Here is a 19,159-nt window from a genome sequence, read left to right as displayed (position 1 = left end):
CGCAAGGCATGATTCTCGCCGGCTGTGACGGCGACCGCACCTGGCGGCTCCAGGACTACATCGCCCGCGGCGGCTATTCGGCGCTCAAGCGAATCCTGGCCGAAAAGACGCCCCAGGATCACATCATTGCCGAGCTAAAGACTTCGGTGCTGCGCGGACGCGGCGGTGCGGGTTTCCCGACCGGTCTGAAATGGAGTTTCATGCCGCGCTCGTTTCCGGGCGAAAAATACCTTGCCTGCAACTCGGACGAAGGCGAGCCGGGTACCTTCAAGGATCGTGACATCCTGCGTTACAACCCGCACAGCGTCATCGAAGGCATGACCATCGCCGCTTATGCGATGGGCGCGACACGGGGTTACAACTACATTCACGGGGAAATTTTCGAGATCTATCAGCGCTTTGAAGAGGCGCTGGACGAAGCGCGCGCGGCCGGACTGATCGGTCAGAACATCCTTGGCACCGACTTCAGCTTCGAGTTGTTCGCCCATCACGGCTACGGTGCCTATATCTGCGGCGAAGAGACCGCGTTGCTCGAATCCATCGAGGGCAAGAAAGGACAGCCGCGCTTCAAGCCGCCATTTCCCGCCAGTTACGGCCTCTATGGCAAGCCGACCACGATCAACAACACCGAGACCTTTGCGTCGGTGCCCTTCATCATGAACATGGGCGGGGAAAAGTTCCTCAGCCTGGGCAAGCCCAACAACGGCGGGATGAAGCTCTTTTCGGTGTCCGGCCATGTGAACCGTCCGGGAAATTACGAGGTGCCGTTGGGCACCCCCTTTGCCCAGCTGCTGGAGATGGCCGGCGGTATGCGTGGCGGGCGAAAACTCAAAGCGGTGATCCCGGGCGGCTCCTCCGCGCCAGTGGTGCCGGCCGAAATCATGATGGACTGCACCATGGATTACGACTCGATCGCCAAAGCGGGGTCGATGCTCGGTTCAGGCGCGGTGATCGTCATGGACGAGACCACCTGCATGGTCAAGGCGCTGGAGCGCCTGTCCTATTTTTACTTTGAGGAGTCCTGCGGCCAGTGCACCCCCTGTCGTGAGGGAACCGGCTGGCTGTATCGCGTGGTGCATCGCATCGAACACGGCGCAGGTCGTCCGGATGACCTGGATCTGCTCAATTCGGTCACCAGCAACATCATGGGCCGCACCATCTGTGCCCTGGGTGACGCCGCGTCGATGCCGGTGCAGAGCTTCGTCAAGCATTTTCACGACGAGTTCATGTACCACATCGAAAACAAGAAGTGCCTCGTGCCGCCCGACGTGCAGTACGCCGGCAGCAATATCTACGTGAGCCCCTCATGCTAGAGATCGAAATCGACGGCCAGCAGCTTTCGGTACCCGATGGCAGCACGGTGATGGATGCCGCCAATCAGGCAGGCATCTACATTCCGCATTTTTGCTATCACAAAAAGCTCTCCATTGCGGCCAATTGCCGGATGTGCCTGGTGCAGGTGGAAAAGGCGCCCAAGCCCTTGCCTGCCTGTGCTACGCCGGTGACCGCCGGGATGAAGGTTTGGACGCACTCCGAAGTCGCCGTCAAGGCGCAGGCCGGGGTGATGGAGTTTCTGCTGATCAACCACCCGCTGGATTGCCCGATCTGCGACCAAGGCGGCGAATGCCAGTTGCAGGATCTGGCGGTGGGTTACGGCGCCAGCGCCTCGCGCTACCAGGAAGAGAAGCGCGTGGTGTTCAACAAGAATCTCGGACCGCTGGTGTCTACCGACATGACTCGGTGCATCAACTGCACCCGCTGTGTGCGTTTCACCAGCGAAATTGCCGGAGAGATGGAACTTGGCCAAGCCTTCCGCGGTGAGCACGCGGAAATCATGCCTTTCATCGAAAAGACCGTAGACTCCGAGCTCTCGGGCAACATCATCGACTTGTGCCCGGTGGGCGCGCTGACCTCCAAGCCGTTCAGGTTCTCCGCCCGTACCTGGGAAATGTCGCGCCGGCGCTCGGTGAGCCCGCACGATTCGCTCGGCGCCAACCTGATCGTGCAAACCAAGCACGACGTGGTCAAGCGCGTATTGCCCTTGGAAAACGAGGACATCAATGAGTGCTGGTTGTCCGACAAGGATCGTTTCTCCTATGAAGGGCTCAACAGCACGCAGCGGCTGATCCAGCCAATGATCAAAGATGGCGGCCAGTGGAAGCCGGTCGACTGGCAGACCGCCATCGAATTTGCCGCCAACGGTCTGCGCGAGATGGTTCGCGATGACGGTGCCGCAGCCATCGGCGCGTTGGCCTCCCCGCATGCCACGCTCGAAGAGCTCTACCTGCTGCAAAAGCTCGTCCGCGGCCTGGGTTCGGACAATATCGACTTTCGCTTGCGGCAGTCCGATTTTCGCGCCGACGCCAACCGTGCCGGCGCCCCGTGGCTAGGCATGAAGCTCGCCGAAGTGGGCGAACTCGACCGTCTGCTGGTGGTCGGCAGCTTCCTGCGTAAGGACACGCCGTTGCTCGCCCAGCGGGTGCGCCAGGCGGCCAAACGCGGCTTACGGGTGAGCGTGGTGGGCCCAAACGCCGAAGAGTGGCTGCTGCCGGTGCGACATCGCGCATTGGTTGCCCCATCGGCCATGGTAAGCGTGCTGGCGCAGATCGTCGCTGCGTTGGCGGTGGAAAAGGGGGTGGCCGTCGACGAGCGCTTGGCCGCTGCGCTGCCCCGGGAAATTTCCGCCGAGGCGCGCGAGATTGCCGCCAGTTTGGCCAGCGGCCGTAACGTTGCGGTGTGGCTGGGTAATCTGGCGATCCAGGATCGGCGTGCTGCGGAATTGCAGTGGCTGGCCAACGAGATTGCCCGCCTGACCGATGGCCGTGCCGGGGTGATTGGCGAGGCGGCCAATAGCGTGGGCGGTTACTTTGCTGCCGCGCTGCCGTCGGCCGGCGGCCTGAATGCGCGCGCGATGATCGAGCAGCCGCTGAAAGGTTACCTGCTGCTCGGTGCCGAGCCGGATTTGGACTTTGCCGACCCTTCGGCTGCAATGGCCGCGCTGGGCAGTGCGCGGCTGGTGGTGGCGTTGTCCGCTTTCCAGTCCGCCAGCCTGCGCGAAGTGGCCGATGTGATGTTGCCGATTGCGCCCTTTACCGAAACATCCGGCACTTTTGTCAACTGCGAAGGCCGCGCACAGAGCTTTCACGCCGTTGCCCGTCCGCTGGGCGAAACCCGCCCGGCCTGGAAGGTACTGCGCGTGTTGGGCAATCTGCTCCAACTGAGCGGCTTCGACTACAACGACTCCGAAGCGGTACGCGCCGATGCGCTGGCTGGCGACATGGCGGCGCGGCTGGATAACCGCGTTTCCGGTGTTGCGCTGTCGGCGCCCGTTACCTCGCCCGGTGCCCTGGAGCGTGTGGCCGATGTGCCGATCTATTTTGCCGATCCGTTGGTGCGTCGTGCTCCGGCGTTGCAACGCACCCGGGATGCTGCGGCGCCGCTTGCCCGGGTCGCCCCGGCCACCCTGGCCGCGCTGGGGTTGAAGGGCGGTGAGCGTGTCCGTCTGGTCCAGGGACGGGCGGCTGCTGAATTGTGCATCGTTGTTGACGACAAGCTCGCCGAAGGATGTGTGCGGGTGGCCGCGGCGCATCCGGATACCGCCACCCTGGGGCCGATGAGCGGCGAAATCAGCGTGGAGCGAATCTGATGGAAGCAATGCTGGAACCGCTGGCGCAGTTCTTTGGCCCGAGCTGGCCGCTGGTATGGGCGCTGGCCAAGATCATTGCCATCATCGCGCCGCTGATGATCTGTGTAGCCTATCTGACCTTGGCCGAACGCAAGGTCATCGGCTACATGCAGGTACGTATCGGCCCCAACCGCGTCGGCCCGCTCGGCCTGCTGCAGCCGATTGCCGATGGCTTGAAGCTGTTGTTCAAGGAAATCATCGTTCCGGGTAATGCCAACAAAGGGCTGTTCATCATCGGTCCCATTCTGGCCATTGCACCCTCGCTGGTGGCCTGGGCAGTGGTGCCTTTCGACGATGGTCTGGTGCTGGCCAACGTCAATGCCGGCCTGCTGTTTCTGCTGGCGATCACCTCGATGGAAGTCTATGGGGTGATCATCGCCGGCTGGGCCTCGAACTCCAAATATCCCTTCCTCGGCTCGATGCGTGCGGCCGCCCAGATGGTGTCCTACGAGGTGTCGATGGGTTTTGCGCTGATCTGTGTGCTGCTGATCTCATCCAGCCTCAACCTCACCGACATCGTCAATGCGCAGGCTTCGGGGCGTTTCCATGACATGGGGCTGTCCTTCTTGTCGTGGAACTGGCTACCTTTGCTGCCGATGTTCGTGGTCTATGTGATTTCCGGTATCGCTGAAACCAATCGGGCACCGTTCGACGTGGTCGAAGGCGAAGCGGAGGTGGTCGCCGGTCATATGGTCGAGTACTCCGGGATGAGCTTTGCGCTGTTCTTCCTGGCCGAGTACGCCAACATGATCCTGGTCTCTATCCTGACCTCGGTCCTGTTCCTTGGCGGATGGCTGTCGCCGGTGGGCTTTTTGCCCGACGGCTTCCACTGGCTGGCGCTCAAAACCGCTGCCATTTTGTTCATCTTCCTGTGGGCCCGGGCCACGTTCCCGCGCTTTCGCTACGACCACATCATGCGTCTGGGCTGGAAGGTGTTCATCCCTGTGACCCTGGTGTGGGTGTTCGTGGTGGCGGTGTGGATGATGTCTCCGCTGTCGATCTGGAGGTGATGAAAAGACCATGGGTGCCAAGGATTTCATCGGCAGTCTGTTCCTGAAGGAACTGCTCAAGGGCATGCAGCTCACCGGGCGGCATCTTTTCGCCCGTAAGATCACCGTGCAGTTTCCAGAGGAGAAAACGCCACAAAGCCACCGCTTCCGCGGCCTGCATGCCCTGCGCCGTTATCCCAATGGCGAAGAGCGCTGCATTGCCTGCAAGCTCTGTGAGGCAGTCTGCCCGGCCATGGCGATCACCATCGAGTCGGCAGAGCGTGAGGACGGCTCGCGCCGCACCACGCGCTACGACATCGATCTGACCAAGTGCATTTTTTGCGGTTTTTGCGAAGAAGCCTGTCCGGTGGATGCGATCGTCGAGACAAGGGTGTTCGAGTACCACGGCGAGCAGCGCGGCGACCTCTACTACACCAAGCAAATGCTGTTGGCGGTGGGCGACAAATACGAAGCACAGATTGCCGCCGATCGCGAGCTCGATGCCAAGTACCGCTGAGGGGAGGGCGCCCGCCTGAGTGCGAGCGCAAAGACAGAGCATGGATTTCAAAACCTTCGTTTTTTATTTATTCGGCGCGATTTTGCTGTTTGCCGCGCTGCGCGTGATTACCGCGCGCAACCCGGTGCACGCAGCGCTCTATCTGGTGCTGGCGTTTTTTACCGCCGGCGGTGTGTGGCTGTTGCTGGAGGCGGAGTTCCTCGCCATCGTGCTGGTCATGGTCTATGTCGGCGCGGTGATGGTGCTGTTCCTCTTCGTGGTGATGATGCTCGACATCAACCTCGACCGCCTGCGCGAAGGTTTTTGGAACTACCTGCCAGTGGGCGCGTTGATTGGTCTGCTGCTGGTCGTGGAAATGGCCATCGTGCTGGGCGGCCGTTATTTTGGTCTGGACGCCATGCCCAATCCGCCTGCGGCGGCCGAAGGCTACAGCAACACCCGGGCCTTGGGCATGGTGCTCTATACCGATTACGTCTATCCCTTTGAACTTGCGGCGCTGGTATTGCTGGTGGCGATGGTGGCCGCGGTGTCGCTGACCCTGCGCAAGCGCAAGGGACTCAAGTACATCAATCCGGACGAGCAGGTGGCGGTCAAGCGCGAAGGCCGGGTCGAACTGATCAAGATGCCGGCGGAGAAGGAATAAGAACATGCTCTCGCTCTCCCATTACCTCATTCTTGGCGCGGCGCTGTTCGCCATCGGCGTGGTCGGCATCTTTCTGAACCGTAAAAATCTGATCGTGCTGCTGATGGCCATCGAACTGATGTTGCTCGCAGTCAACATGAACTTCGTGGCCTTCTCGCACTACCTCGGCGATCTGGCTGGGCAGGTTTTCGTTTTCTTCATTCTGACCGTCGCAGCGGCTGAATCGGCCATCGGCCTGGCGATTCTGGTGGTGCTGTTCCGCAATCTGCGCACCATTCATGTGGATGATCTGGACAGCCTCAAGGGTTAAGGACGCGGCGCAATGACCGACATGCAAACGCTCTATCTTCTGGTTCCGCTGGCCCCGTTGGCGGGCGCCATCATTGCCGGTCTGTTTGGCAAGGCCATCGGGCGCAGCGGCGCGCACATCGTCACCATTCTGGGGGTGGCGGTGGCTTTTGCCGCCTCGGTGGTGATTTACCAGGATGTCGCTGCCGGCAACACCTTCAATGGCACGGTCTACACCTGGATGCAGGCTGGCGGCATCACCTTCGAGGTCGGCTTTCTGATCGATTCGCTGACCGTGATGATGATGTTGGTGGTCACCTTTGTGTCGCTGATGGTCCACATCTACACCATCGGCTACATGCACGACGATCCCGGCTATCAGCGCTTTTTCAGCTACATCTCGCTGTTTACCTTCTCGATGCTGATGCTGGTGATGTCCAACAACTTCCTCCAGCTGTTCTTCGGCTGGGAGGCGGTGGGTCTGGTGTCCTATCTGCTGATCGGCTTTTGGTATAAGCGCCCGACCGCGATCTACGCCAACCTCAAGGCGTTTCTGGTCAACCGCGTCGGCGACTTCGGCTTTTTGCTCGGCATTGGCCTAATCGCCGCCTACGCCGGCAGCCTGAACTATGCCGAAGTGTTCGCCATGGCCGACCGCCTGGCCGCGCAGGACATGGCCGTGACCGGCTGGCCGCTGATCACCGCGATCTGCATCTGTCTATTCATTGGCGCAATGGGCAAGTCCGCGCAGGTGCCGCTACATGTCTGGCTGCCGGACTCGATGGAAGGTCCAACCCCGATCTCGGCGTTGATCCACGCGGCCACCATGGTGACTGCGGGCATCTTCATGGTGGCGCGCATGTCGCCGTTGTTCGAGCTGTCCGATGCGGCGCTGTCCTTTGTGTTGGTGATCGGCGCGACCACGGCGTTGTTCATGGGTTTCCTGGGCATCGTGCAGCATGACATCAAGCGGGTGGTGGCCTATTCGACGCTGTCTCAGCTCGGCTATATGACCGTGGCGCTGGGGGTGTCGGCCTACTCGGCGGCGGTATTTCATCTGATGACCCATGCCTTCTTCAAAGCGCTGCTGTTTCTCGGTGCCGGCTCGGTGATCATTGGTATGCACCACGATCAGGACATGCGCAACATGGGCGGGCTGTGGAAGTACATGCCGGTGACTTGGTTGACCTCGCTGATCGGTTCCCTGGCACTGATCGGTTTTCCGTTCTTCTCCGGTTTCTACTCCAAGGATTCGATCATCGAAGCGGTGCATGCGGCCGATATTCCCGGCGCCGGCTATGCGCTGTTCTGTGTGCTCGCCGGGGTATTCGTCACCGCTTTTTACTCCTTCCGCATGTATTTCTTGGTGTTCCACGGTGAGGAGCGTTTCGGCAAGGCGCATGCAGTTCATCACGACGATGCGCACGCCGATGACGAACATCATCACGGCCTTGCTCCCGGCCAAAAACCGCACGAGTCGCCTTGGGTGGTTACCGTACCGCTGGTGTTGCTGGCTATTCCCTCGGTGCTGATCGGCTTTTTCACCATCGAGCCGATGCTGTTCGGGCAGTGGTTCAAAGACGTGATTTTTGTCGCCGACAACCATGTTGGCCTGTCCGAGCTGGCGGCCAACTTCCATGGTCCGGTGGGCATGGCCCTGCACGGCCTGCAAACCGCACCGTTCTGGCTGGCAATGGCCGGGGTGGTGACGGCGTGGTTCTTCTATATGAAACGCCCGGACATTCCTGCCGCCATTCAGCGCAGCTTCGCGCCGCTCTACACGCTGCTGGAGAACAAGTACTACTTCGACCGTTTCAACGAGCTGCTCTTTGCCGCCGGTGCGCGTCTTTTGGGCCGCGGCCTGTGGAAAGGGGGGGACCAGGCGCTGATCGATGGCGCGGCGGTCAATGGCACTGCCAAGCTGGTCGGTTGGGTGGCCCAGGCCAGTCGACTGTTGCAGACCGGTCATATCTACCAGTACGCCTTTGCGATGATCATCGGCGTGTTCGTGCTGCTGACCTTCTGGTTCAACCGCGGTTGAGCGTGGGACCGACGGATCTTGAATAACGACAAAGGCCGCCTGCGCGGCGATGCACTAAACGGATAGTAACGATGACGGGTATGCCTTTACTCAGCCTCGCGATCTGGATTCCGATCCTCGGAGGTTTGCTGGTGCTTGCCACCGGCTCGGATCGCAATGCGCCGCTGGCCCGTGCGCTGGCCCTGCTCACCGCGGTGGCCGGATTCGCGGTGACCATCCCGCTCTACACCGGCTTCGATACCACCACGGCTGCAATGCAGTTCGTCGAGCTCACACCGTGGATTCGTCCGTTCAACATCAACTACCACCTGGGTGTCGATGGCATCTCGGTGCTGTTCGTGCTGCTCAACGCCTTCATCACCATCATCGTGGTGGTCGCTGGCTGGGAGGTGATCCGCGAGAAGGTGGCGCAATACATGGCCGCTTTCCTGATCATGTCCGGCTTGATGAACGGCATTTTTTCCGCGCTGGACGGTGTGCTGTTCTACGTGTTTTTCGAAGCGTCGTTGATTCCGCTGTATCTGATCATCGGCATCTGGGGCGGCGCCAACCGGGTGTATGCGGCCATCAAGTTCTTTCTCTACACCCTGGCCGGGTCTTTGTTGATGCTGGTCGCGCTGCTCTACCTCTTCATGCAGGCCGGCGGCAGCTTCAGTATCCTGGACTGGCACCAGTTGCCGCTGCCGATGGGCGCGCAAACCCTGATCTTCTTCGCCTTCCTGGTCGCGTTCGCGGTCAAAGTACCGATGTGGCCGGTGCATACCTGGCTGCCCGATGCCCACGTCGAGGCGCCGACCGGCGGCTCGGTAGTGCTGGCGGCGATCGCGCTGAAGCTGGGCGCCTACGGCTTCTTGCGGTTTTCCTTGCCCATCGTGCCGGATGCCGCCCAAGAATTTGCGCCGCTGATCATCGCGCTGTCGCTGGTGGCGGTGGTGTATATCGGTTTTGTCGCCCTGGTGCAGACCGACATGAAAAAACTGGTGGCTTATTCGTCGATTGCCCACATGGGTTTTGTCACCCTCGGTTTTTTCATGTTCAACCAGCTGGGCATCGAAGGCGCGCTGGTGCAGATGATCTCGCACGGTTTTGTCTCGGGTGCCATGTTCCTGTGTATCGGTGTGCTCTACGACCGCATGCATACCCGCAACATCGCCGACTATGGCGGCGTGGTGAACAAGATGCCCAAGTTCGCGGCTTTTTTCATGTTGTTTGCCATGGCCAATGCCGGCTTGCCGGGCACCAGCGGCTTTGTCGGCGAGTTCATGGTTGTGCTCGGGGCGGTGGAGTTCAACTTCTGGGTGGCCTTCCTGGCTGCCACGACGCTGATTCTCGGCGCAGCCTACACGCTGTGGATGTATAAGCGAGTGGTATTCGGCGAGGTGGCCAACGACCATGTCGCGCAGCTCGAAGACATCAATGCGCGGGAGTTTGCCTTTTTAGCCGTGCTGGCAATCTGCGTGCTGGCGATGGGGCTTTACCCCTTCCCGTTTACCGAGGTGATGCATGCTTCGGTCGATGAACTCCTGCGGCATGTTGCCGTGAGCAAGCTCTGAGCGAGCAGGCGAATACCTAATACGGACCGGTCAGAAGATGAATTTCGTAGTCCCCGACTTCTACCCCGCAGCGGCCGAGATTTTCGTTGCTGTCATGGCGTTGGTGATCATGCTGGCGGGCGCCTACGCCCGCGGCGTGCGTTGGCTGGCTTACGTGTTGAGCCAGGTTACCTTGCTTGGCGCCGCCTTCATCACCATCTTCACGATGACCGGTGAGGTCACCCATACCTTCAGCGGCATGTTCGTCAGCGATTTATTCGGCGATTTTCTCAAGCTGCTGGTGTATTTCTCGGTGGCCATCGCGCTGCTCTACAGCCGCGGCTATTTGGCCGACCGTAAGATGGACCGCCCTGAGTACTATCTGCTGGCGGTGCTGATGACCCTGGGCATGATGGTGATGATCACCGCCAACCACATGCTCACGCTGTATATTGGTCTGGAAATGATGTCGCTGGCACTCTACGCCATGGTTGCCTTCGACCGCGATTCGGCGCGCTCCACCGAGGCGGCGATGAAGTATTTCGTGCTCGGTGCGCTGGCTTCCGGCCTGCTGCTCTACGGCATGTCGATGGTGTATGGCGCGACCGGCTCGCTGGACTTCGGCAGCGTGCATGAGGCGCTCTATTACCAATCGGCCAACCGTACCGTGCTGCTGTTCGGCTTGGTCTTCCTGGTCGCCGGTATTGCCTTCAAACTGGGCGTGGTGCCTTTTCATATGTGGGTGCCGGATGTCTATCAAGGCGCACCCACGGCGGTTACCCTGCTGATCGCTACCGCGCCCAAGCTGGCCGCCTTCGCAATGGCCATGCGTCTGCTGGTGTTCGGCCTGTTCGAGCTGGTGGAGCAGTGGCAGGCGATGCTGATGTTCCTTGCCGTGCTGTCCATTATCCTGGGCAACCTGGCGGCTATCGCGCAGGCTAACATCAAGCGCATGCTGGCCTACTCGGGTATTTCCCATATGGGCTTCGTGCTGTTGGGCTTGCTGGCTGGTGTGGTCGACGGTGATCGTCACTATGCTTTTGGCGCCTACAGCTCGGCAATGTTCTACGTGGTGTCCTACGTGATCATGAGTCTGGCCGCCTTCGGCATGGTATTGCTGCTGTCGCGCGTCGGCTTCGAGGCGGAGAACATCGACGACTTCAAGGGGCTGAACAAACGTAGTCCCTGGTTTGCCGCAATGATGATGATCGTCATGTTCTCGATGGCCGGTATTCCGTTCTTCATTGGCTTCTTCGCCAAGCTCGCGGTGCTGCAGTCGGTGGTGGCTGCCGGTTACATCTGGCTGGCGGTGCTCGCGGTGGTGATGTCGGTGATCGGCGCTTTTTACTATTTGCGTGTGGTCAAGGTCATGTACTTCGATGAGCCGATCGACACCGCGCCCATCCATGCGCCGTCCGAGGTGCGGGTGCTGCTGTCGGTCAACGGCCTTTCGGTCGCAGTGCTGGGGTTGATGCCGCAGGGGCTGATGTATCTGTGCGGGATCGCGTTGATGGCTTCCCTGGTCTGAACGTCCATTCGCTAGGCGAAATTTTGCCATGAGCCAGGATGCGGGCATCTTCATCGTGCTGGCGTTTGCCGTCCTGGCCGCCAACCTGCCCTTCCTGTTCGACCGGATTTTCTTCATCGTGCGCCCTGCCAGTGGCCATAAAGGTTTTTTTTGGCGGCTGCTCGAGCTCTTTGTGCTCTATATGGGGATCGGCGTTTTGACGCGAATACTGGAACGCCAGGCGCACGGCAGCGCTTATCCACAGGGCTGGGAATTTTATGTCACCACCTTGAGCTTGTTTGTGGTGTTTGCCTTTCCCGGTTTTGTCTATCGCTACCTCTGGCATGGCGTTCGACACCGTGTGGGCGCTGTGCGGACATGAGTGGCGCGCCACGCGATCCATTGGAGGAGATCGAGCTGATCTCGGAGCGGGTGTTCGATGGTTGCCTGCTCAAGGTGCACCGCGACACGGTGGGCCTGCCGGATGGCACCGAGGGCGTGCGCGAATACATCCGTCACCCCGGGGCGGTAGCCATCGTCGCGGTGCTGCCTGATGGCCGGTTGATTTTCGAACGCCAGTACCGCTACCCGCTGCGCCGGGCGTTTTTGGAGATTCCGGCAGGCAAGATCGATCCTGGCGAAGACATTTTTGCCTGTGCCCGTCGGGAACTGCGTGAGGAAGCCGGCTACGAGGCCGCCGACTGGCGGCACCTGGGCGTGATGCACCCCTGCATCGGCTACGCCGACGAGCGGATCGAACTCTTCCTGGCGCGCGAGCTGCGGCATGTGGGCAATGCGCTCGACGAGGGCGAGTTCCTCGAACTCCTGACGCTCACACCGGACGAGGCCGAAGCCGCGGTACACGACGGCCGCATCACCGACGGCAAGACCATCGCCGCGCTGTTCCGCGCGCTACCCTTGCTGCGCGGCTGAGCCGCGCGCTCCTGCGCCCGGGCGCTGATACACTTTGGCAGATGCGGGCGGCGGCATCCGCCCCCCGGCAACAAGGACGGAGACCCCCATGCCAATGTTTGTCGACAATTCGCCCCCCGGCCAGTGCATCTTCTGCCGCCTGATTGCGGGCGAGATCCCCTCCGCGCGTGTCCATGAGGACGAGCTCACCGTCGCCTTCATGGACATTGGCCAGTGCAATCCTGGGCACGTGCTGGTCGCGGTCAAGCGTCATGCTGCGACACTGTTCGATCTCACCGATGAGGAGGCCGCCGCGGCGATGCGCAGCGCACGACGGGTTGCGCTGGCAATACGCGAGGTCTTCGATCCGCCCGGGCTTACCCTGCTTCAGGCCAATGGCCGCGAGGGCGACCAGACGGTGTTTCACTTCCACATGCATGTCGTGCCCCGGCGCGGCGACGACGGCATCGCGCTGTCGTGGCCGCGCAAGGATCCCAGCTTCGAGGTGCTGCAGGGCTACGCCGAGCGCATCCGCGCGGCGCTCGTCTAGGTCGCGCTTTGGCCCGCAATGCTCAGGCGGTGGCGTCAAGCCGACACGCCTGTCCGCTGTGGAAAGGCGGCACGGCGGGTGCGCTAGCGTCGGTGGGCGTTCCGAATGGCGGATCTTGCGGAACCTGCGCGATTAACCACCTTGATTCCGCCCTGGGTTTGCGCGTTTGGCCGGACTATTAGGAGGCCCGGCCCTTCATGCGTTAGTTATTTAGCGACCGGTGACGATCAGCCGCAGGTGCCTACTGCGCCGCAGGCGGTACAAAAGTCGCAGCCGTCTTTGCGGATCACGGTGTGGTTGCCGCACTCGGTGCATAAGGCGCCCTGCATCAAGCGGGGTTCGCTATCGTTGCGCGGGGACTCCAGGATGCCCATTTCGCGGGTCGGGTAGCCCTTTTCGTCGAGCACGCCGAGCATGGCGTAGCGGTGAATCATCAACTGCGCGATGTAGGCCACGGTGCTGGGATAGTTCTGCTGACGCTTGGTGCCCGGGATGAAGGCCATGAAGTCACCCAGCGGCTCCGGGTAGTCGAGCAACTTGCGCAGTTTCATGCCAATCCACGCCGGGTCCATGACGCGCATGTCGAGCGACAGGATGCGGGTCAGCCCGTCGAGCGCGCGCGGGTAGTTGCCCGAGAGCCACACCGAGTACGGACGGGTGACGCCATCGGGCAGGGTGATCTCCTTGAGGCCCAGCACGAAGTCTTCGCCGGTGGCCGGGTTGTAGATGTCCACCGTCCACGACAGCGTGCCGTCGGTGCCGGTCTTGGGCTCTTCGAGGCTGAACAGGGTCTCCAGCACCGGGCTGGCTTCTTCGGTGTCGAAGCTGCCGAGCTGCTCGCAGCGGTAACGCACCACTTGGGCGAAGGCCGACACCGCGCCGGGCATCAGCTTCTTCTCGCCATGCGGCGGGAAGGGCATTTCGAAGGATTTTTCGCCTACGGTGCGGGCCAGCGTGTCGAGCTTGAGTTTGAGCCAGGCCCGATCATTGGCGCGCATATCCATCGACAGCGTCTTGGCCACCGCGCCCAGGCCGCGCGGCTGATCGGCGCCATTGACCCACACCTCGAACGGGAAAGTGCCGCCGTTGGTGCCAAGCTGCCCGACAAAGAGCGCGAAATCGCCGCTCGGGGTGTTGAGCATATAAGTCCAGGCCATGTTGCCATCGGGCAACTCCGGCCGACCTGGCCAGCGCAGACTGGACAGCACCGGAGCGGGCAGACTCTTGATGGATAGACGCTTGTTGGCGTCGGCAATTTCCACATCGTGCGGTTGCTTTTGTTCGGCGCTGGGCGTCACCGACAGCACCGAGCCCAGCACCGAGTTGGGCCGATAAGTGGCCAAACCCTTGAGGCCGGCCTTCCAGGCGGTGAGGTAGAGGTCTTCGAACTCGGCGTAGGGGTAGTCGGCGGGCACGTTGACTGTTTTGGAGATGGAGGTGTCCACATAGGGGGCGACCGCTGCCACCATGTCTTTGTGCGCCTGGGCGGAGATTTCCAGGGCAGTCACGAAATACGCCGGCAGCTTGTCGACATCGCCGCCGAGGTGGCGGTACAGACGCCAGGCGTAGTCTTCGACCGCGTACTCCTTGAATGTGCCGTCGGCCATGCGCTTGCGGCGGGTATAGGTGTAGGAGAACGGCGGCTCGATGCCGTTGGAGGCGTTGTCGGCAAAGGCCAGGCTAATGGTGCCGGTGGGCGCGATCGACAGCAGGTGTGAGTTGCGAATGCCGTGCTTGCGAATTTTGTCTTTCACCTCAGCCGGCAGGCGTGAGGCGAAGTTGCCGCCCGAGAGATAAAGATCGGCGTTGAACAGCGGGAAGGGGCCGCGCTCCCGCGCCAGTTCCACCGACGCCAGATAGGCGCGATTGCGCATATATTCGGCAATCTTGCGTGCCTCTTCGCGGGCTTCGGCGCTGTCATAGCGCTTGGTGAGCATGATCAGGGCGTCGCCCAGCCCGGTAAAACCCAGACCGATGCGGCGCTTGGCGGCCGCTTCCTGGGCCTGTTGTTCGAGCGGCCAGTGGGTGACATCGAGCACGTTGTCGAGCATGCGGATCGAGGTGTCGATGACCTTGCCGAAGGCTGGATAGTCGAATTCGGCCTGCGCGGAAAATGGGTTCTTGACGAACAGGGTGAGGTTGATCGATCCCAGGCAGCAGCAACCGTAGGGCGGCAGCGGCTGTTCGGCACAAGGGTTGGTGGCCTCGATGGTTTCGCAGTAGTACAGGTTGTTATCCGCGTTCATGCGGTCGAGGAATAGAATGCCCGGTTCGGCGTGGTCGTAGGTCGAACGCATGATCTGGTCCCACAGCTCGCGCGCGCGCACCTTACGATACACCCACAGCCCATCCTCACGTTGGTAGGCGCCGGCGTCCTTGAGCTCGTCCGAAGGTTCTGCTTTGTGTAGCAGTTCCACCGTGCCGTCGACCTCCACCGCCTTCATAAAGGTATCGGTCACGCCTACCGAGATATTGAAATTGGTCAAATCGCCGTGGTCCTTGGCGTGGATGAATTCTTCGATGTCCGGGTGATCGCAGCGCAGCACGCCCATCTGCGCGCCGCGGCGCGCGCCGGCCGATTCCACGGTTTCGCAGGAACGGTCGAACACCCGCATGTAGGACACCGGGCCGGAGGCGTTCGATTGAGTGCCCCTGACCAGCGCCCCCTTGGGGCGGATGGCAGAAAAGTCATAGCCTACGCCGCCACCGCGGCGCATGGTTTCGGCCGCCTGCGCCAGTGCGGTGTAGATGCCCGGACGGCCATCGACCGCCTCAGTCACCGAGTCGCCCACCGGCTGCACGAAGCAGTTAATCAGCGTGGCCTGCAACTTGGTGCCGGCGGCGCTGTTGATCCGCCCGGCGGGCACAAAGCCTTTTTCCTGAGCGTCGAGAAATTTGGCTTCCCAGTAGGCGCGCTTGTCTTCGGCTTCGACTGCAGCCAGCGCACGTGCCACCCGGCGACGCACTTCGGTGATCGTCTTTTCTTCTCCTTTGGCGTATTTCTCGATCAGCACTTCGCCGGAAATTTCTTGTGGAGCGAGCGTGGAGGCATCGATCTGGCCGCCCGCCCGGATGTGGGTGGTAGCGCTCATAAGGTGGTGTCCGTGGTGGTGGTTTGGATGGGCTGAAGCATAGCGCCAAACGCGCGGATATGCAAAAATAAAAAAACCAAATAAAACAATATGTTGATAAAACACTTCGTGTGTCAAGGTTTTTGTTGATACTACATCTAGTAGCTTTTTTGATCGGTTTAGTCACGCAAAATCGCTGCCAAAACCCGGCGAACATGCCGCGAACATCCGCCGAACGGCTTGCCTCGAGCCTATAATCGGAAGCGTGAAAGACGTCTCGGCGCGCGCTGGCGGATGCGTTGGCCAGTTCGTTAGGCTGAAATCCGCTCGACGGAAAAAAAGGAGATCGTCCAGTGAGCCAGCACGACCCGGTACGCGTGGCGGAGGATGTCTGTCTGCGACATCGCCGGGACCGCACCCGGCTGCTGCAGGTTCTGATCGACGCGCAGGAGCGCGTGGGCTGGCTGCCGCCGCCTCTGCTTACCGCCATTGCCGCGCAACTCGACCTGCCGCGCGCCCGGGTGGAAGGTGTGGCGGGCTTCTACAGTTTCCTCTACCCCCGCCCGGTGGGACGCTACCGGGTGCTGTTCTCCGACAACATCACCGACCGCATGCTCGGCGCCCCGGCCTTGATGGAGGCGCTGTGCGGCAAGCTGCGGGTGGAACCGGGCAAGCTGTCGGAAGACGGGCTGGTTAGCGTGGCCACTACCTCCTGTACCGGCATGTGCGACCAGGGGCCGGCCTTGCTGGTCAATGGCCGGCCGCTTACCCGTTTGGACCACGCGCGAATCGATCAGATCGCCGAACTGATCCGCCGCAAACAGCCGCTCGACGCCTGGCCGGCGGAACTTTTTCAGGTCGACGACAACATCCGCCGGCGCGATGCGCTGCTTGGACTCAGCCAGCAGCCGGGCGAGGCGCTGGCCGCGGCGATTGCCCGCGGCCGGGACGGCTGGCTGGAGCAGATGCATCTAGCCAAGCTGCGCGGGCGGGGCGGTGCGGGTTTTACCACCGCGGTGAAGTGGATGGCCTGCCGCGATGCGGCCGGTGCCGACAAGGTGGTGGTGTGCAATGCCGACGAGGGCGAGCCGGGCACCTTCAAGGACCGCGTGCTGCTAGCCTCCTTCGCCGATCTGGTGTTCGAGGGCATGACCCTGGCGGCCTGGGCGGTCGGCGCGCGGCAGGGCCTGCTCTACCTGCGCGGCGAGTACCGCTACCTGCTCGACGGCCTGCGCACGACGCTGGCGCGCCGGCGTGCCGCCGGGCTGTTGGGGCAGGGCATTCTGGGCGAGGCCGGTTTCGACTTCGACATCGACATCCACCTGGGTGCCGGCGCCTATGTGTGCGGCGAGGAAAGCGCGTTGCTCGAATCCCTGGAAGGCAAGCGCGGCACCCCGCGCATCCGCCCGCCTTTCCCGGTGACCCACGGCTACCTGGGGCGACCGACGGTGGTCAACAACGTCGAGACCCTGGCCAAGACCACCTTGATCGCGCTCGCCGGCGGGACGGCCTTCGCCGCCACCGGCACCGCGCAATCGACCGGCACCAAGCTGCTGTCGATCTCCGGCGACTGCGCAAGGCCCGGCATCTACGAGTACCCCTTCGGCGTGTCGGTGGATCGCGTGCTGGAAGACTGCGGCGCCTCCGACGTGCAGGCGGTGCAGGTGGGCGGTGCTTCCGGGGTAACGTTGGCGGGCTACGAGTTCCACCGCCGCATCGCCTTCGAGGATGTGCCCACCGCCGGCGCTTTCATGGTGTTCGATTCCAGCCGCGACATGTTCGAAGTGGCACGCAACTTCGTGCATTTCTTCGCCCACGAAAGCTGCGGCTTCTGCACCCCGTGCCGGGTCGGCACCGCGCTGCTCGAAGGCTACATGGACAAGCTCGCCGCAGGCCACGGCGCAAAGATGGATCTAGCCGACATCGAATGGATCGGCCGCCTGCTGAAGAACGCCAGCCACTGCGGCTTAGGTGCCAGCGCGCCAAACCCGGTGGCAGACACCTTGCTGAAGTTCCGTCCGGCTTACGAGCGGCGGCTGAAAAACCTGGATTTCGAACCGGCCTTCGATCTGGACGCCGCGCTTGCCCCGGCTCGCCGAATTACCGGGCGCGACGATCCGGGCGCCCACCTCGACACAGCGCAGGAGACCTCCCAATGAGCGGCACCTTCCTGTTCGATGGCCAGCCGGTGCCCTTCACCGACGGCCAGACCATCCTGCAGGCCGCGCGTGCGGCCGGACACTACATTGCGCACCTGTGCTGGCATCCGGACTTTCCGCCGCACGGCTCGTGCAAGCTGTGCATCGTCAAGGTGGCCGGGCGGCACGTGTCCTCCTGTGCGATGCCGGCCAAGGAAGGCATGGAGGTGGAGAGCAACACCCCGGAGATCAATGGCGAGCGCCGCGCGCTGCTGCAGATGCTGTTCGTCGAGGGCAACCATTTCTGCCCTTCCTGCGAGAAGAGCGGCAACTGTCAGCTGCAGGCCCTGGCCTACGACCTGGAGATGCTCACCCCGCGTTTCAACCACTTCTTCCCCGATCGCCCGGTGGATGCCTCCCACCCCGAGGTGCTGCTCGACTTCAACCGCTGCATCTTCTGCGAGCTGTGCGTGCGCGCTTCGCGCGATGTCGACGGCAAGAACGTCTTTGCGCTCACCGGGCGCGGCATCCACAAGCACCTGGTGGTGAATGCTGAATCCGGCCGCCTGGCCGACACCGATTTTTCCGCTGCGGATCTTGCCGCCAACATCTGCCCGGTGGGAGTGATCCTCAAAAAGCGGGTCGGCTTCGCCCAGCCCATCGGCGCGCGCAAGTACGACGCTCAGCCCATCCACGTGGTTGCCATGCAGGAGGACAAGTGATGGATGCCGCCGGGTCCGATGCCCGCCGCCCGCGGCTGCGCATCGCCACAACGTCGCTCGCCGGCTGCTTTGGCTGCCACATGTCGCTGCTGGACATCGACGAACATCTTTTCGAGCTGGCCCAGTTGGTGGACTTCGACCGCTCGCCGCTCACCGACGTGAAGCACTGCGGCCCCTGCGACATCGGCCTGATCGAGGGCGGGGTGTGCAATGCGGAGAATGTGCACGTGCTGCGCGAATTTCGCCGCCACTGCAAGATCCTGGTAGCGGTGGGGGCGTGCGCGGTCAATGGCGGCCTGCCGGCGCAGCGCAACCACTTCGATCTGGGCGTCTGCTTGCAGCAGGTCTACCAGTGCCGCGAAGGCTTGGCCGCGCCGCAGATTCCGGACGATCCGGAACTGCCGCTGCTGCTCGACAAGGTGCGCCCGATCCACGAGGTGGTACGGGTGGATTACTTCGTACCCGGCTGCCCGCCATCGGGAGAGGCGCTGTGGAAGTTCCTCACCGACCTGCTCGCCGGGCGCACCCCGCGCCTGCCTTACCACCTGCTGCATTACGACTGAC

16 protein-coding genes are annotated in these 19,159 nt (G+C 62.0%); 15 read left to right on the top strand and 1 reads right to left on the bottom strand.

All coding sequences use genetic code 11. The features are described from left to right. Positions 1-8 precede the first annotated feature (8 nt). From nuoF to DIE29_RS09830, 12 genes are all read left to right on the top strand, one after another. On the top strand, positions 9-1,313 hold the full coding sequence (nuoF, locus tag DIE29_RS09885) for an NADH-quinone oxidoreductase subunit NuoF (protein WP_114650309.1): 1,305 nt from the start codon (positions 9-11) through the stop codon (positions 1,311-1,313). Next, entirely contained in the window at positions 1,307-3,646 is a 2,340-nt protein-coding gene (nuoG, locus tag DIE29_RS09880; RefSeq protein WP_114649793.1) for an NADH-quinone oxidoreductase subunit NuoG, read from the top strand. The genes nuoF and nuoG overlap by 7 nt, the downstream gene beginning before the upstream one ends. Next, positions 3,646-4,695 carry an NADH-quinone oxidoreductase subunit NuoH gene (gene nuoH / locus DIE29_RS09875; protein WP_114649792.1) on the top strand — a complete coding sequence of 350 codons (1,050 nt, stop codon included), beginning with the start codon at positions 3,646-3,648 and terminating at the stop codon, positions 4,693-4,695. Before nuoG ends, nuoH begins: the two co-directional genes overlap by 1 nt. A gap of 10 nt (positions 4,696-4,705) precedes the next feature. After that, positions 4,706-5,191: an NADH-quinone oxidoreductase subunit NuoI gene (gene nuoI, locus DIE29_RS09870; RefSeq protein WP_102041273.1), complete on the top strand. Its 486-nt coding sequence runs from the start codon at positions 4,706-4,708 to the stop codon at positions 5,189-5,191. 40 nt (positions 5,192-5,231) lie between these two features. Next, a complete protein-coding gene (locus DIE29_RS09865; protein WP_114649791.1) occupies positions 5,232-5,834 on the top strand; it encodes an NADH-quinone oxidoreductase subunit J in 603 nt (200 codons plus the stop codon). Positions 5,835-5,838: 4 nt separating this feature from the next. Next, complete coding sequence (gene nuoK, locus DIE29_RS09860) at positions 5,839-6,144, top strand: NADH-quinone oxidoreductase subunit NuoK (protein WP_102041275.1); 306 nt, start codon at positions 5,839-5,841, stop codon at positions 6,142-6,144. A 12-nt stretch (positions 6,145-6,156) separates the two neighbouring features. Beyond that, a complete protein-coding gene (gene nuoL, locus DIE29_RS09855) occupies positions 6,157-8,163 on the top strand; it encodes an NADH-quinone oxidoreductase subunit L (RefSeq protein ID WP_114649790.1) in 2,007 nt (668 codons plus the stop codon). Positions 8,164-8,234: 71 nt separating this feature from the next. Beyond that, a complete protein-coding gene (locus DIE29_RS09850) occupies positions 8,235-9,716 on the top strand; it encodes an NADH-quinone oxidoreductase subunit M (RefSeq protein ID WP_114649789.1) in 1,482 nt (493 codons plus the stop codon). Between the two features lie 37 nt (positions 9,717-9,753). Next, complete coding sequence (nuoN, locus tag DIE29_RS09845) at positions 9,754-11,223, top strand: NADH-quinone oxidoreductase subunit NuoN (protein ID WP_114649788.1); 1,470 nt, start codon at positions 9,754-9,756, stop codon at positions 11,221-11,223. 28 nt (positions 11,224-11,251) lie between these two features. Next, complete coding sequence (locus tag DIE29_RS09840; protein WP_114649787.1) at positions 11,252-11,584, top strand: DUF2818 family protein; 333 nt, start codon at positions 11,252-11,254, stop codon at positions 11,582-11,584. After that, complete coding sequence (locus DIE29_RS09835; RefSeq protein ID WP_114649786.1) at positions 11,581-12,135, top strand: NUDIX domain-containing protein; 555 nt, start codon at positions 11,581-11,583, stop codon at positions 12,133-12,135. Before DIE29_RS09840 ends, DIE29_RS09835 begins: the two co-directional genes overlap by 4 nt. Before the next feature lie 88 nt (positions 12,136-12,223). Further along, positions 12,224-12,664: an HIT family protein gene (locus tag DIE29_RS09830; protein ID WP_114649785.1), complete on the top strand. Its 441-nt coding sequence runs from the start codon at positions 12,224-12,226 to the stop codon at positions 12,662-12,664. 227 nt (positions 12,665-12,891) lie between these two features. On the opposite strand, the gene DIE29_RS09825 is transcribed toward DIE29_RS09830, so the two are convergent. Beyond that, positions 12,892-15,756, bottom strand: a complete 2,865-nt coding sequence (locus tag DIE29_RS09825) for an adenosylcobalamin-dependent ribonucleoside-diphosphate reductase (RefSeq protein ID WP_114649784.1) — start codon at positions 15,754-15,756, stop codon at positions 12,892-12,894. A gap of 332 nt (positions 15,757-16,088) precedes the next feature. On the opposite strand from DIE29_RS09825, the gene DIE29_RS09820 reads away from it, so the two are divergent. The 3 genes from DIE29_RS09820 to DIE29_RS09810 are packed head-to-tail and all read left to right on the top strand — an operon-like array spanning position 16,089 to position 19,158. Next, positions 16,089-17,894 carry an NAD(P)H-dependent oxidoreductase subunit E gene (locus DIE29_RS09820; protein WP_114649783.1) on the top strand — a complete coding sequence of 602 codons (1,806 nt, stop codon included), beginning with the start codon at positions 16,089-16,091 and terminating at the stop codon, positions 17,892-17,894. Continuing rightward, positions 17,891-18,595: a 2Fe-2S iron-sulfur cluster-binding protein gene (locus tag DIE29_RS09815; protein ID WP_114649782.1), complete on the top strand. Its 705-nt coding sequence runs from the start codon at positions 17,891-17,893 to the stop codon at positions 18,593-18,595. The genes DIE29_RS09820 and DIE29_RS09815 overlap by 4 nt, the downstream gene beginning before the upstream one ends. After that, a complete protein-coding gene (locus DIE29_RS09810; protein ID WP_114649781.1) occupies positions 18,595-19,158 on the top strand; it encodes an NADH-quinone oxidoreductase subunit B family protein in 564 nt (187 codons plus the stop codon). The genes DIE29_RS09815 and DIE29_RS09810 overlap by 1 nt, the downstream gene beginning before the upstream one ends. Position 19,159: the final 1 nt, after the last annotated feature.

The sequence above is a fragment of the Pseudothauera hydrothermalis genome, from assembly GCF_003345255.1.
GTDB lineage: Bacteria > Pseudomonadota > Gammaproteobacteria > Burkholderiales > Rhodocyclaceae > Pseudothauera > Pseudothauera hydrothermalis.
This window is presented reverse-complemented; position numbering and strand designations above follow the sequence as displayed.

What these genes read in the sequence shown, in the direction of transcription:
- nuoF (WP_114650309.1), top strand. Translation starts at nt 9, where the DNA reads ATGATTCTCGCCGGCTGTGACGGCGACCGCACCTGGCGGCTCCAGGAC.
- nuoG (WP_114649793.1), top strand. Translation starts at nt 1,307, where the DNA reads ATGCTAGAGATCGAAATCGACGGCCAGCAGCTTTCGGTACCCGATGGC.
- nuoH (WP_114649792.1), top strand. Translation starts at nt 3,646, where the DNA reads ATGGAAGCAATGCTGGAACCGCTGGCGCAGTTCTTTGGCCCGAGCTGG.
- nuoI (WP_102041273.1), top strand. Translation starts at nt 4,706, where the DNA reads ATGGGTGCCAAGGATTTCATCGGCAGTCTGTTCCTGAAGGAACTGCTC.
- DIE29_RS09865 (WP_114649791.1), top strand. Translation starts at nt 5,232, where the DNA reads ATGGATTTCAAAACCTTCGTTTTTTATTTATTCGGCGCGATTTTGCTG.
- nuoK (WP_102041275.1), top strand. Translation starts at nt 5,839, where the DNA reads ATGCTCTCGCTCTCCCATTACCTCATTCTTGGCGCGGCGCTGTTCGCC.
- nuoL (WP_114649790.1), top strand. Translation starts at nt 6,157, where the DNA reads ATGACCGACATGCAAACGCTCTATCTTCTGGTTCCGCTGGCCCCGTTG.
- DIE29_RS09850 (WP_114649789.1), top strand. Translation starts at nt 8,235, where the DNA reads ATGACGGGTATGCCTTTACTCAGCCTCGCGATCTGGATTCCGATCCTC.
- nuoN (WP_114649788.1), top strand. Translation starts at nt 9,754, where the DNA reads ATGAATTTCGTAGTCCCCGACTTCTACCCCGCAGCGGCCGAGATTTTC.
- DIE29_RS09840 (WP_114649787.1), top strand. Translation starts at nt 11,252, where the DNA reads ATGAGCCAGGATGCGGGCATCTTCATCGTGCTGGCGTTTGCCGTCCTG.
- DIE29_RS09835 (WP_114649786.1), top strand. Translation starts at nt 11,581, where the DNA reads ATGAGTGGCGCGCCACGCGATCCATTGGAGGAGATCGAGCTGATCTCG.
- DIE29_RS09830 (WP_114649785.1), top strand. Translation starts at nt 12,224, where the DNA reads ATGCCAATGTTTGTCGACAATTCGCCCCCCGGCCAGTGCATCTTCTGC.
- DIE29_RS09825 (WP_114649784.1), bottom strand. Translation starts at nt 15,756, where the DNA reads ATGAGCGCTACCACCCACATCCGGGCGGGCGGCCAGATCGATGCCTCC.
- DIE29_RS09815 (WP_114649782.1), top strand. Translation starts at nt 17,891, where the DNA reads ATGAGCGGCACCTTCCTGTTCGATGGCCAGCCGGTGCCCTTCACCGAC.
- DIE29_RS09810 (WP_114649781.1), top strand. Translation starts at nt 18,595, where the DNA reads ATGGATGCCGCCGGGTCCGATGCCCGCCGCCCGCGGCTGCGCATCGCC.